Below are 13,974 nucleotides of genomic sequence, written 5' to 3'. Positions count from 1 at the left end.
GAGGGAGTCCGGTATGACGAATCAAACGGTGGAGTTCAGTCCGGAGGCGTTTAAGGAGACATTGATTGGAATCCGCCGGCATTTGCACCGGCACCCGGAGCTTTCGAATGAAGAGTATCATACGACAGCATATATCGCAGCGCTGCTGGAACAGGCCGGAGCGACCATCACGGACTACGGGCTGAAAACAGGAGTTATCGCAGAAGTGGGCGGACAGCAGGGGGGACCGGTGATTGCTCTGCGTGCCGACATTGATGCGTTACCGATTCAGGAAGAAACCGGTCTGTCCTATGCTTCGCTGTATCCCGGCAAAATGCATGCCTGTGGTCATGACTTTCATACGGCAGCACTGATTGGAGCGGTCCAACACTTGAAGCGGCAGGAAAGTCAGCTAAAAGGGACGGTACGGTTTCTGTTTCAGCCGGCTGAGGAAAAGGCGAAAGGCGCACAGCAGATCATAGACAGCGGAGCGTTGGAAAACGTCCGTGCAGTCATCGGCATGCATAATAAGCCGGACTTACCAGTAGGAACGATTGGAATTACCGGTGGTCCGTTAATGGCTGCAGCAGATGGTTTTGTGGTGGAGATACGGGGAGCCGGATCACATGCGGCGGTGCCGGAGGCAGGGACCGACCCTATCGTAGCCGCTTCGCATATCATTACTGCGCTCCAGAGCATTGTCAGCCGCAATGTCAGCGCGCTGCAAAGTGCGGTGGTCAGTGTTACGAAAGTACACAGCGGCAGTTCCTGGAACATTATTCCTGAGACAGCGGTGCTGGAGGGGACGATTCGCACTTTTGATGAAGCTGTGCGGAGCAGGGTTCTTGAACGGTTTGAGCAGGTGGTGGCCGGAGTGGCCGCCGCTTTAGGATCGGAAGCGACGGTGCGCTGGCTAGGCGGTCCTCCGCCGGTGAACAACGATCCCGTGCTGGCCAGGCTCGGAGAAGAAACAGCCGATGCGCTCGGCTTTCACCGTGTGAGGCCTCAGCCTTCGCCGGCGGGGGAGGATTTTGCTTTTTATCAGCGTGTGGTTCCCGGATTGTTCGTCTTCGTGGGTACTGCCGGAAGCCGGGAGTGGCATCATCCCTCCTTTGATCTGGATGAATCGGCACTGCCAGTGGGAGCCGCATTCTTTGCAGATCTGGCTGTTAGGGTACTGGAGCGATTCTCTGTGGAGGAGGGTGAGCATCATAGCCAATTCCCGCAGTTATGACGTGATTGTCGTTGGTGCCGGCTCGATGGGCATGAGTGCAGGATATCATCTGGCCAGACGGGGCGTGAAAACGCTGCTGATCGATGCTTTTGATCCGCCACATACAGAGGGAAGCCATCACGGGGAGACCCGGCTGATCAGACATGCATACAGTGGTGATCCGACTTATATTGACATGGCTTTGCGGGCACATGTGCTGTGGAAAGAAGCCGAGGAAGAGAGTGGCACAGAGCTGCTTGTACCCTCAGGGGTATTGAATCTGGCAGACAGTAATGTATATTCCTTCGCTGGCCGGCTTGCGGAAGCGGAGAAGCGAAAGGTGCGGGTAGAGCAGATGGATGCTGATGAAATATGCCGCCGCTGGCCCGCTCTGAATCTTCCTGAACATTTCGAAGCGATGTTCGAGCCGGATGCTGGTTATCTCTACAGCGAGAAATGTATCGCTGCTTACCGGAAGCTGGCACTGGTTCATGGAGCGCAACTGCTGACAAATACATCTGTGCTGAATGTGACGGCACGTGAAGATAGCGTCACCGTGCACACCCGCAGTGGTGATTATTATGGAGCAGCGGCTATTCTCAGCGCCGGAGCCTGGTTTGGGTCCTTGTCGGCATTTGCTGCCTTGCCGATCCATGCGATCCGCAAGGTGGTCGGCTGGTTTCAGAGCACTCCGGCCTTTGATGCCGGGAACTTTCCGGGCTTTACGCTGGGTACCAGGGAAGGCAGTTATTACGGCTTTCCCGGTATAGGGGGGGCCGGGCTGAAGATTGGCCGCCATGATACAGGCCGAGAGTGGAAGCCGGGAGAGACGCTTGCACCTTTTGGCAGTGAGGAAAGTGATGAAAAGGATCTCCGGCAGGTGCTGGAGACTTATATGCCCGGCGCAGCCGGACGTCTGCTTAAAGGGGCAGTCTGCAAATATGAGCATACACACGATGAGGATTTCATCATCGACCGTCATCCGGCTCATGACAATGTGCTGCTGGCCGGGGGATTCTCAGGGCATGGCTTTAAATTTTCCAGCATTGTAGGAGAAATATTGGCGGACCTGGCGACGGGCGGAGCTTCAACAGTGAATATCAAGCTATTTTCCTTGTCCCGCTTTGATTCATCACCGGTCCAGCCGCAGTCTGGACTTCCTTTGGAGGGGACTTAATGAGCAGTGAGCAAATCCGGGATTATCTGAATACGTATGACCAGTTGGCACAAGCACTGGAAGATCTGACGGAGGAACAGCTAAAGTGGAAAGCCGCACCGGCCAGTTGGAGTGTCACCGAGGTGCTGGCACATTTGGCTGATCACAGCATTGTCGTTTCCTTCCGCATCCGTGACATTCTGGCCGACACTGAGGTGCAGCTCCCGGCATTTCATCAGGATGCTTGGGTTAGCGGGCAGCACTCCAATTCAGGCCACGCCGCTGACAGTCTGGAGCTGTTCCGCAGTCTGCTTCACTACAATGGCCTGCTGTTCAACCGGCTAAGCGCCGGGGAGTGGGAGAAAAGCGGGATTAATTTTAAAGGCGAGGTTGTCAGCGTTACGGATATTGTCCGCAGCTTTACAGCCCATGTGCAGACTCATCTTGCTCAGATTGAACGGATCAAGCAGGGAGCTGCCGTGTTCCATTAACCTGGTAGATAGGCTCACAAAACTAAGCGTATGCTTCCGATGCCAGTTTTATTGCGAAGTATCTCATGAAGTAATGCTCCACAAAACTTTTAGGAGGAATGAACATGACGAAACCAAAACAATTAAAGCTGGGTGCGCTGCTGCACGGGGTTGGGGGAAGCACCTCTATGTGGCGCCATCAGGATGCCAAGCCGGATGCCAGTGTAAACTTTGAGCTTTATAAGCAGTGGGTACGGAAGGCTGAGGAAGGCAAACTGGATCTAATCTTCATAGCGGACGGATTATATATTAATGAGAAATCCATTCCGCATTTCCTGAACCGTTTTGAACCGTTGACGATTCTTAGCGCTCTTGCGGGAGTCAGCAGCAAAATCGGCCTGGTTGGCACATTGTCCACCTCCTATAGTGAGCCATTTACCGTAGCCCGGCAGTTCGGATCGCTGGATGTGATCAGCGGCGGACGCGCAGGGTGGAATGTGGTGACTTCTCCACTGGAAGGCTCCGCCTTGAACTATGGCAAAAAGGAGCATCCGGATCATGGCAAGCGTTACCGGATTGCCGCCGAATATTTGGAGGTGGCGCGGGGCTTGTGGGATTCGTGGGAGGATGATGCATTTGTCCGCAATAAGGAGACCGGAGTCTTTTTTGATCCGAAAAAAATGCATACACTGGACCATGAAGGAGAATTCTTCTCCGTTAAGGGGCCGCTGAACATCGCCCGCTCCAAACAAGGGCAGCCGGTTATTTTTCAGGCAGGGTCTTCGGAGGTTGGTAAAAATTACGCCTCGAAAGAAGCAGACGCTGTCTTTACGGGGCATGACACGCTAGAGGAAGCGCAGGAATTCTACCGGGATGTGAAGGAGCGGGTAGCTTCTTTTGGCCGAGAGCCGGATGAGGTGCTGATTTTCCCAGGGATTGGCCCCATTCTTGGCGAGACGCCGGAGGACGCGGAGCGCAAATATCAGGAGGTTGCCGGACTGGTAACGATTGAGAACGCGCTGAACTATCTGGGGAGATTCTTCGAGCATCATGATTTCTCGCAATATCCGCTGGATGAGCCTTTTCCGGAGCTTGGAGATTTGGGAAGGAACAGCTTCCAGAGCGGCACGGATAAAATCAAGAAAAATGCAAGGGAAAAAGGCCTGACCCTGCGGGAGGTCGCTCTGCAGGCTGCAACTCCGCGCAGCAGCTTCATCGGTACGCCGGCGCAGGTTGCCGATCAGATTCAAGCCTGGTTCGAAGGCGGAGCGGCGGATGGATTTATGATCGCTGCTGCAGTTCCAAGCGGGCTGGAAGAATTCGTGGATCATGTGGTTCCGATTCTTCAGGAACGAGGATTGTTTCGTACCGAATATGAAAGTGACACCCTGCGGGGAAATCTGGGTCTTCCTGTTCCGGCGAACCGCTATGCGAAAGCTTCGGAACCTGCGCGGCAGGTGTGACTGCAGAGCAGGAGGAATGCAAGTCTTACATGGGGTGTCCCAACATGCAAAGCAGCGATCCTCCTATCACGGGAGAATCGCTGCTTTGCCTACTTTTTGTGATTATAAGAATGAATAGAGCTGTCTCAGTCATAGGGCCGTTAGAACAAGCCCGAATTATTTACTCTCACCGGCCTTGCGGCTACGGAGGCGTTCCAGCTCGGCTTCAACGGCGCTGTTCAGCGGGGATTCAGCGATGCCTGCGGAATAATGCCCGGAGCTTTCGGCAGATGCTTCCCATTCGCTGATTTTGTCCTCCATGCGGTCGAAGCCGCGGGTGGCAGCGCCGGGATTCAGGATCTGTCCAGGGTTACCCGTGTGGGCAGTATAACTGGTGCTTTCGGCGGAACGCTTCAACTCGGCCGCTTTACGGGCACGGGCAGCCAGCTCAGCTCTTTTGGCCTTTAGCCGTTTATGCTCTTCCTTGGCATTCAGCAGAGTGCTCTCCAGAACTACGAGGGCTTCGCGGGTTTCTTCCAGTCCTGCGGTGCATTCCTGAATACTTTCAGTGTAGCGCAGTTTTGCCATGACCGCTGCTCTGGCGGCAGGCTCATTCCCTTCGCTCATGGCTTGCACGGCTTCCGCCTCGCTTCGATCGGCCAATACCTGGTTCTCGTAAATGCGTCGCTCCAGAACATTTGCTGCGGCTTTGAACTCACGCTGTCTGGTTTCGGCACCTGCTATTTTTTCCTCCAGATCCCGCAAATACTGTCCGGTCAGCAGTACCGGGTCCTCCAATTTATTCAGTCCTTCGTGGATGGCTGCTTTGGTCAGGGTTGTAATTCTTTGAAAAATACTCATGTTCATTTCTCCTTTTATTTTCATATATAGTGGCGCTGTGTGATGTTCTCTGAATTAGTAATACTCATAACCTTCAGGGTAGCTGTTATAGTTCTCTTTAGGCACCACGATGCTGGCCAGAATGTACAGGAACGCTACAGTGCCGAAGCTGAATAGGGCAGTGGCGACAACGAACAGCCGGATGATGGTACTGTCAATGTTCAGGGAACGGGCCAAACCTCCGCAGATGCCGCTGATCTTCTTGTCACTTTCGGAACGATACAATTTTTTCATAATATAATCTCTTCCTCTCCTATGGGTTGAACCGGGTTAGCAGTTCGTCTTAGCCGTTGTCTATGTGTTTATTGTATAGCTATTGATGATGCTGCAAAACAGCCTGAAGACTGTTCTTTAGTCTCGACCTTAGTCGGGGATGGTATCGGCAGTAAGGCGGGGAAGGGGTGTCCTGTGAGAGGATAGGGCCAGAGTTATCCCGTTTTTTAACATAACCTGTCAGCTTGTTTATTTGGAATTAACATTGAATGCTTATACTAGCTAGACAATACCGGATCATATCAACATCAAGACAAGGGAGGACTGGCATGGGAATTCATAAATATTTCCGCTCGCTGAACGAACTGGAACGTATTATCCGCTGCCCCGGCAAATTCAAATTCGAGGAGCACAGCGTAGCGGCCCATTCCTGGAAGGTCGTGCAGTACGCCAAAACACTGGCCGACATCGAGGAGAAAAACGGTGCAGTCATTGACTGGAAGAAGCTATATGAAATTACGAGCAGCCATGATTACGGTGAGATTTTTATTGGCGATATCAAAACCCCGGTGAAACACTCATCTCTGCAGCTGCGGTCCTTAATCCAGCAGGTGGAGGAGGGGATGATCGATAATTTCATTAAGGAGCATATTCCGGAGGAGTTCAAAAGCATCTTCTACCACCAATTGCGTGAAGGCAAGGATGAGTCGCTCGAAGGGCTGATTCTGGAGGTGGCCGACAAGATGGACCAGGTGTATGAGGCTTTTGCCGAACTGCAAAGAGGGAACACGGAGAAGGAATTTGTGGTGATGTACCGCAATGCCCTGATCAAGATCAAGAACATCGATTTGAAATGTGTCGAATACTTTCTGGCGGAGATTCTGCCGGACATGGTAAACGAAGAAACGATATCTTCAATTGATATCAGACAGATTACGGAAGAGGCACTGGCTCTGTAGGAATGAGCGGGTACTCTTCTTTTTTTGTGGAATTATGCTTGTCTAGTCTGGTTCGATGCTATATGAATTGGATAATACTGCATATAATAATCCACACATGTTATAATGAAGGAAAAATTTGGGGTGATTTTAACCGTGGGATATTTGGACGTATTGCCGGTTTCCAGTGTATTGGCCTGGTTCGGCGGCTTGATGCTTGTTATTTATACTTTGGAGTTTGTGTGGATGCCCGCTAATGGCCGTCTTCGCGTAAACGGTGTGAGAGAATTTGTGAAAAAAGTAACAGCTGATGTCCTGATCTTTTTGATTCTTACCAGTGTCCTTGTCTACTCGCTCCACCCTCAAAAGAGTCCGGTCCTGATGCTGCTGGTCTTTGCATTAAGTATCGTCAGCTATCTGTTCAGCACGGGATTCCTGAAGCTCTCTTTTTCTTTTCGTGTGTGGGGAACGGTAGTGCATATCCTGCTCTGTACGGGTTTTTACTGGCTGTTCGGCATGATGCTGATGGATTCACTAAAGGTAACGTTCAATCTCAACATGACGGATAATTTCGACATCTTGTATTTTGTGCACGGGCAGGAACGGGGCGTAGTCTATGGATTTCTTGCCGTGCTGGCTATTCTTTATTTTGTGATCGGCAAGCTGTACATGAGACCTGTATATGCATTGTATTCGGAAGCCTATGAGGCGCGCCGCCAGGCCAAGGTTGAAATATAATAGATTTCCACAAAAGATTAGAAAGAAGGATCTGCATGAGTGCGGTGATAACACGCAGAATAGCGAAGCAGCAAGCAAACAGGAGCCGTCGACCCCGGTTAGCGCTCATCAGGCACATTGGTCCTACGAGGGAGATACATCACCGGAACATTGGGCGGAGTTAGACAAACTTTTCACTACATGCAGTACAGGTAAGTCACAGCCACCCATTAATATTCAACAGGAAAAAGTAAAGGATGAAGCGAGCCTGTCACCCGTCACAGTGGAGTACTCTCCGTCCCCGGGAAATAGAGTCGGATGAATAGCGGATTTGTAGATGGGCCGTAACCGAAGTCTGAATAAATAAAGACCGTTATCTCCCGATTTCAGGAGATAACGGTCTTTTAATCATGTATACAGGTTCTACGCAGATTTATTTCGAGATCTGATCCATCAATGTTTTGATTTCCGGGTCCAGGCACAGGGCATTCATGATAATGGTCAAGGCCTCTGCTCTGGTCGATGATTGAGCAGGAGCAAATTTGCCGTTGCCTCTACCACTAATCAGACCGATTTCGGCAGCTTTGGCAATCTGCTCCTTGTTCCATGCACCTGCCGTATCACTGAAGGCGATGCCCCCTTTTACCGGTGTGATGCTATTAAAGTTCACAATCCTGGACAGGATGGTAACGATCTCGGAACGGCTGATTTCCCGGTCGGGCCTAAAGGTTCCATCCGGGTAACCGGCAATGACACCATTGGAGGCTAACACGGCAATGGCCTCTTGGGCCCAATGGGTATTAACGTCACTTAATGGAAGGGAGGTATCCGACTTCACCAAACCAAAGGCTTTGGTAAGGATTGTGGCAAATTCCCCTCTGGTGATGGTTTGGTTCGGTTTGAAAGAGCCATCGTCATACCCTTTGATGATGTTCAACTTAAGGAAAGTCGTGATTGTGCGGGTGCTCCACAGGTCAGCTATATCCTTAAGGGCTGGTACGGGAATGTCCCCGTCTTTCGCAGCAATGATGCTCTTCAGTGTCTCTTTTAGGGCTTGAGCGCTTACTCCCTCAGCAAAAACAGCAGATGGTGGCGTCTTAACCGGTGCAGGTTTATCTGAAGGGACAACTGCAGGTGTTGCTGTAGGCACTGCACTTGGCACCGTGCCAGGGTTCGAGCCTGTCCCTGTACCAGGAGTTGAGCTAGGGTTCGGGCTTGGTACCGGACTTGGGTCTGTGCTTGGAGCCGGAGTTGGGTTCGGGCTTGGTTTTGTGCTTGGCTCCGGTTCCGGTTCAGGATTAGGGTCAACGGTTTTTGCCTTTTCAATAGTCAAGCTTTGCAGCTTTTGGCCATCGGTCGTTCTTGCTTCAATCAATATCCGGTCTTTGTCGATCGAGATGGCGGAGTAGACCGGGAAATTATCATCATATAGATACTCCAGGTAATCAAACTTGACCGCATCGTAGAACTTCCAGCCGGAGGAACCGCCAGACAGATACACGGTGCCTGGGCTGCCATCCTTCTTGGGCTGGGCGTTCTTCATAGGATAGGTCCAAGCGAGTGCATGATCGTGGCCCACCAGCACCAGGTCTACCCCAAGCTCTTCAAGGACAGGGGCCAGATATTTGGTGACTAGTTCCGGTCCGCGACCATCCTCCGTATGATAGGCAGGCCGGTGGAACATGGCGACCTTCCATTTCGCGGAGCTGGCATTTATGTTCTTCCGCAGCCATTCTGCTTGCTTCTGCATGTCTATTTCATCAGCTTCCGAATTCAGCACTACAAAATGTGTATCCTCATAATCGTACGAATAATTCAAATGCTGTTGCCCGTCCATTCCGTTACCCGGCTGACCCAAAGCGTTAATAAATACGTCCTTTCCGCCATTCTTCACATCATGATTCCCCATGGTGTAGGCAGAAGGAATACTGCTGCTGTATAGCTGTGAAGCCTTCATATCCTGTTCCCATTCGTTCATAATCCCGCCATCATCGACAATATCCCCTCCGTGCATGACAAACCGTGTATCCGGATAATGGGTAAAGGCACTGCTCATCAGATTCTGATGAATATGATAGGCTTCTTCGGTATTGGTGTGAGAATCAGTTACAAACAAGAAGGAAAAGGCTTCCGGGTTTGCTGACTCTGTCGTAAAGGTATGCTGAGTACTCCACAACCCCGGAGTTCCCACGCGGTAAATGTATTTTGTACCCGGTGACAGGCTCTGCAGCATTCCTTTGTGGAACAACGTTTCTCCCACACGGTCAGGAGCTAACAGCAGCTGCGGTGCAGTAGCCTGCTCCTTGACATTCGGCTGATCAAAACCTGTGAAGTCACTGGCTTTTGCATATTGAATGACACCGTTCTCCACTCGCGGGGCGGTTCTCCAGACGATGCTTTGGGTGGTTTTCAAATCCTCTGTAACATAGGTCCGCACATATTCAGGCTCCTCTGACCCCAGTTGTGGCACAACAGAAAGTGAGAACACCTTGCTGACTTTATCCCCATTCACTGCCTGGAGACTAAGGTTCGTTAAGGCCAAGGTAGTCAGAGACGTCTGGACTTCACCCTTCGCATTGGTTAGGCCCCATCCATCCTTCAGGAGCTTCACTTGAACCGCTGCACTTGAAATCCAGCCCGTTGCTTTGCCGTCCGGTAGCCGGATGGCGGTATAATCTCCACGGGTCACTCCAGTCGAGAAGAATTGTTCACCCGGAGTGGCGGAAGCGAGCTTGGCCGATCCCGGGTCAGCATCCGCATAGACATCAGACGGTACAGAAGTCACTTCCGCAAAATACTGGGGAAGAAGCGGATCGGACGGGATAATCGAGACCCCTTCGACCGGCACGCCTGCATCATCCGTGACACGAAGCGTACTTTTCGTATGGAGTGAGCTCCCTTTTACAGTGAGGATATAAGAGAACCCGATCGTATATTTGTGGGGTGCAGCCAGTGCATAGACAGCCTCCCCTGCGGTCATTCGAAAACTGCCGTCGCTCATCTCGATCGATTTGAATATCTCGCCGCGCTCCATTTTGGCACTGGGCTTTACAGCTATATTCAATAGCGCAACGGTACCGTCAGCCGGTAACGATGGTTTGCTAAGTCCGGCAAGCGACAGCTGGTATTGGCCTTTTACAGGGTCAGTCTCATTCTGCGTAACGAGTGATGCTTGTACTTTAGGTTCAGCAGAGGTGATTTCCAGGGTCTGCGGATCGTATTTAAGCTGGGCATAGGCATCCGATAAGTCAGCCGCATTGTTGATCTGGAGCTTCAATTGGAACGTTTTGTTGCTGATGACTTCCGAGGGGGCGTCCAGATGATATTGAATGCCGTCTGGAATGAAAAAGGAGCTCACAAGCTCGGCGGGATTGCCGGATCTGTCATATACAGCTGACTGAACGGTGTGATAACCCCCTGCCAGTGGAGAGGAAGGCTGATAGGAGATCATGCCTGTAGCCGCTTCATACTCGCTCTTCACAGGATGTCCATCCAGATTTAAGGTAACAGAGCCGGGGTCAATGCCCGATTGAGAATCGGTAGCCGTAAGCTGAATATATGGTGAACGCGTATCGATAACAGCTTCATTCGCCGGGGACACCATGCCGAGTACCGGGACGCCCATATCTTCAGCAGGGTCCTGCTCATAGACCAAGCGTAGATCGTCTACCCATACGGTACCTTTATTTTTCTTGTCGAAAATGGATTGCTCAATCCGCATGTATATTTCCAGCTGGATCGGTCCAACTTTGTCCTGCGGGATATTTCCCTCGATGTATTTCCAGCCCTTCCAGTTCACGCCAACATTCTCGTCCAGATATTCAACCTCAAAGGACTTTCCGTTGCCATCTCTGAACTTGCTGAAAATAAGATGTCCATCGTTGTTCCCGTACACCCACATCCCAATTTTTTGGGGAAGTCCGGTAATGGGATAAGGAGCTTTAGGTCCAACATACACATAGGAAGGGTTTTCCTTAACACCTATGTAGTCATAATCCAAACGTACAGAATTATTCCCTGAACGGACATGCCGGGGATCCGCTTCCAGGCTCATGGCACCTGAGAAATTTCTTTTTTGAACCAGCACATTATCACTTAGGTTATTCTCGAAATCTTCGATAACGATCGAATGGGGGAGGGGGGCGTCAGCGGCAATGATGCCTGCGGGTTGAAGGGTACTTATGATAACAGTGATGAGCAGCAGGAACATCGTTGCTCTTTTCGATATGAATGACAACCTTCGGTGAATATTCTTCTTGAACATGTTCTTCTCTCCTCTTAGCTAAAAGATTCATTGTATACTCCAGTACAGCATTGTTTGTATGTAAGGCTTGCTTATGTGAAGTTAATTATAAAGATGATCTTTGCTGATAGGATTAATTTAAAGAATTAACTATGTAAACTATTATGGGATTATCATATAAACATCGATTTATGACCCGAAGCAATAACTTGAGCAGGGATCTATGGAAGTGCTAATACCGCTGCACCAAGCCGAAGAGGGGGAATTTTACAGTCCGGACTCAGCTTGGTCTACAAAAGAGTACAACAAATCATATGGCTTGAGATCTGGAGCCCTTTACAGCCCGTACCTATTTCAACGTACATGCACTTCTGGGCATCTACCCACATACAATAAAAAGACCATGAACCCGTTGCTTTCACTACTGATCGGTTTCATTGTACATGTACGGGAGGTGTCGCCAAGTTGCCAGGAATAATAAGCACGATAGCGCTGCTGATCAAAGAACTGACACTGCTGGTATCCTACGTAAGGAATAATGCTTTTCCCCAGCCTCTCTCGGAGCAGGATGAAAGCAAATACTTAGGGATGATGGCCGAGGGAGATGCCAAGGCCCGTAACTTGTTAATTGAACACAACTTGCGCCTAGTCGCCCACATAGTAAAAAAATTCGACAACACAGGGGAAGACATGGAGGATCTCATCTCCATCGGCACCATCGGGCTGATCAAGGCCATCGAGAGCTACCGGCCGAACAAAGGTACTAAGCTGGCTACTTTTGCTGCCCGCTGTATAGAAAACGAAATCCTGATGCATTTGAGATCGCTTAAAAAGACCAAAAAGGATGTATCCCTGCATGACCCCATAGGGACGGACAAGGAAGGCAATGAAATCACCCTCATCGATATCCTCGGCTCCGACGCAGATGATATTGTGAAGGAAGTCGATCTGAAGATTGAGAAGAGCAAGATATATCGTAACCTGGACATTCTGGATGACAGGGAGAAGGAAGTGGTGGTTGGCCGCTTCGGCCTGGACACCGGCGGGGAAGAGCGGACGCAACGGGAGATTGCGAAGGAGCTGGGGATCTCGCGGAGCTATGTGTCGCGGATTGAGAAAAGGGCGCTCATGAAGCTGTATCATGAGTTTTATAAGGCGAAGCGGTGACGGAGAAATTAATATATTGTTAAAAAACAACTTATCTGCGGGTAAGTTGTTTTTTTGTGATTTTTGTCAAACTGTCCTCCTACATTTGTTTTTTTGTATGAAAAAATTAAGTCCTTTGAACTATGTTATAGGGATATTTTGTTATTAAAAGCCTAATTGTATGTTATATTTTATTTAATATAGGCTGTATTTTTAAGTGTTGGAATAATAGAGATGTTCCATATCATTATTACCTTTTGATCGAGTAAGAGATGTTGGGGGCGTACTTCGCTGAGATTAACTCATGTAATAGTAAGATAAACAAAGGTGGAGGTTGAAAGAATGCTAGATATTGAAACTCCTATTGGTGAACAAATTAGGAAGTTATTCAACTTACTAACAGTTAAGTATAAGTATTATCACAATGAACTTTCAGAGAAACAGCATATAGAGTTTGAGCCTGTCGGCTTAAATGTCAACTCATTAGAACAGATCGGTTTGGTAGCTTCAATTTGCTACCATATCCAATCTGGTTTGTGGTCTGCATCAATACAGGCGTTGAAGGAATTACTTCCAGATACTGTGATGGATTTTGAAGATGACCAGAATATTAAAAATTATTTTTCAGGAGACGAGTATGCTGAAGGTGAAAAAAGAAAAGAACATTTTCAGAAGCAGAGAAATCCATTCATCTTAGAAGTTCTAGCAAACTGCATGCTATATTGTGTAGAAGTGACACCGAATTTACACCTAACCCTAAAAGCAATGAATAAAATTCACTTGGACTCTAAGATTCAAGGACTTGACGCAGCAGCACTTGCATCTACTGAGGATTTAGATTATTACATAATTATTGGTGAAGCTAAAAATAGAGAAACACCTTCTCAAGGTACTGCTGAGGCTTTTGAAGCTTTTAAAAAACATGACTCTGGTAAAACCTGGGCTGATATTCGTCAATTAATTTGTATTGTCTCAGATGCGGCACAGTTAAGCGACAATGATGGAGTATTGTTAAGTCGTAAATTGTCTCGGAAATCTATCTGGGAGGGGAAATTTATATATAGACTGACTATTGAGCATCAATCTGCTAATCCACATGGTGGTTCTCAATTTAAAGACTTTTCAGCGTGTACAGTTAATGTTTTTGAAGCTGAAAGAAGGCAATGTGAATCATTCGGAACTGAAAGGTTAACCGAGTTTTATAATAAGGTATCACAAATGATTGTGGAATACATTGTTGGAAAGGGGAAGGGAGTAATTGCTTGATGAATATGCTAAAGAACAATATCAGGTTGCCTCAACGTTATTAGATGATATAAACGGGGAAGATATAAGAGAATTATTATTAAAAGTCACGATAGAAAATGCTAGAGTGAATTATTTTAAAACAACCCAGATGAATAATGTAGTTGATGAAAGCGATAATCTGATACTAGAAAAGTTAGCAAAGGCTTTGTTAATTAGAATTGTTTTTGATACAGAGCTTCAGTCCGAAACTCTACAGGCTGCTGCTTTAGTATGCGCACAAGTTTTTGAAACATTGACTCCGACTTATAT

The 13,974-nt window shown here is 48.9% G+C and carries 12 protein-coding genes; 9 read left to right on the top strand and 3 right to left on the bottom strand.

Going from position 1 to position 13,974, the window contains the following annotated elements:
* Positions 1-13: 13 nt before the first annotated feature.
* From A3842_RS16725 to A3842_RS16710, 4 genes are all read left to right on the top strand, one after another.
* Positions 14-1,213 carry an amidohydrolase gene (locus A3842_RS16725; RefSeq protein ID WP_074102133.1) on the top strand — a complete coding sequence of 400 codons (1,200 nt, stop codon included), beginning with the start codon at positions 14-16 and terminating at the stop codon, positions 1,211-1,213.
* Positions 1,191-2,369, top strand: a complete 1,179-nt coding sequence (solA, locus tag A3842_RS16720) for an N-methyl-L-tryptophan oxidase (RefSeq protein WP_074102159.1) — start codon at positions 1,191-1,193, stop codon at positions 2,367-2,369. The genes A3842_RS16725 and solA overlap by 23 nt, the downstream gene beginning before the upstream one ends.
* On the top strand, positions 2,369-2,839 hold the full coding sequence (locus tag A3842_RS16715) for a DinB family protein (RefSeq protein ID WP_074102132.1): 471 nt from the start codon (positions 2,369-2,371) through the stop codon (positions 2,837-2,839). The genes solA and A3842_RS16715 overlap by 1 nt, the downstream gene beginning before the upstream one ends.
* Before the next feature lie 104 nt (positions 2,840-2,943).
* A complete protein-coding gene (locus A3842_RS16710; protein ID WP_074102131.1) occupies positions 2,944-4,281 on the top strand; it encodes an LLM class flavin-dependent oxidoreductase in 1,338 nt (445 codons plus the stop codon).
* Between the two features lie 156 nt (positions 4,282-4,437).
* Here the strand turns inward: A3842_RS16710 and A3842_RS16705 are convergent, their stop codons facing one another.
* A complete protein-coding gene (locus tag A3842_RS16705) occupies positions 4,438-5,121 on the bottom strand; it encodes a PspA/IM30 family protein (protein WP_074102130.1) in 684 nt (227 codons plus the stop codon).
* 54 nt (positions 5,122-5,175) lie between these two features.
* Positions 5,176-5,394, bottom strand: a complete 219-nt coding sequence (locus A3842_RS16700) for a PspC domain-containing protein (protein ID WP_074102129.1) — start codon at positions 5,392-5,394, stop codon at positions 5,176-5,178.
* A gap of 308 nt (positions 5,395-5,702) precedes the next feature.
* Between A3842_RS16700 and A3842_RS16695 the strand changes: the two genes are divergently transcribed.
* Complete coding sequence (locus tag A3842_RS16695; protein WP_074085790.1) at positions 5,703-6,332, top strand: YfbR-like 5'-deoxynucleotidase; 630 nt, start codon at positions 5,703-5,705, stop codon at positions 6,330-6,332.
* A 135-nt stretch (positions 6,333-6,467) separates the two neighbouring features.
* Complete coding sequence (locus A3842_RS16690) at positions 6,468-7,049, top strand: hypothetical protein (RefSeq protein WP_218618686.1); 582 nt, start codon at positions 6,468-6,470, stop codon at positions 7,047-7,049.
* Between the two features lie 412 nt (positions 7,050-7,461).
* On the opposite strand, the gene A3842_RS16680 is transcribed toward A3842_RS16690, so the two are convergent.
* Entirely contained in the window at positions 7,462-11,292 is a 3,831-nt protein-coding gene (locus A3842_RS16680) for an S-layer homology domain-containing protein (protein WP_074102126.1), read from the bottom strand.
* Between the two features lie 444 nt (positions 11,293-11,736).
* On the opposite strand from A3842_RS16680, the gene sigK reads away from it, so the two are divergent.
* The 3 genes from sigK to A3842_RS16665 all read left to right on the top strand — a co-directional run.
* The gene (gene sigK / locus A3842_RS16675; RefSeq protein WP_054939435.1) at positions 11,737-12,438 is read left to right on the top strand and encodes an RNA polymerase sporulation sigma factor SigK; all 702 of its coding nucleotides are present in this window, start codon (positions 11,737-11,739) and stop codon (positions 12,436-12,438) included.
* A gap of 321 nt (positions 12,439-12,759) precedes the next feature.
* Positions 12,760-13,683, top strand: coding sequence for a hypothetical protein (locus A3842_RS16670; protein ID WP_074102125.1), 924 nt, complete (start codon positions 12,760-12,762; stop codon positions 13,681-13,683).
* A partial coding sequence (locus tag A3842_RS16665; protein ID WP_143186301.1) for a hypothetical protein occupies positions 13,676-13,974 on the top strand: 299 nt, incomplete at its 3' end. The genes A3842_RS16670 and A3842_RS16665, both read left to right, overlap by 8 nt.

The organism is Paenibacillus sp. P3E, from assembly GCF_001909045.1.
GTDB lineage: Bacteria > Bacillota > Bacilli > Paenibacillales > Paenibacillaceae > Paenibacillus_AQ > Paenibacillus_AQ helianthi.
The sequence above is the reverse complement of the archived record's forward strand: the minus strand, read 5'-3'. Positions and strand labels throughout refer to the sequence as shown.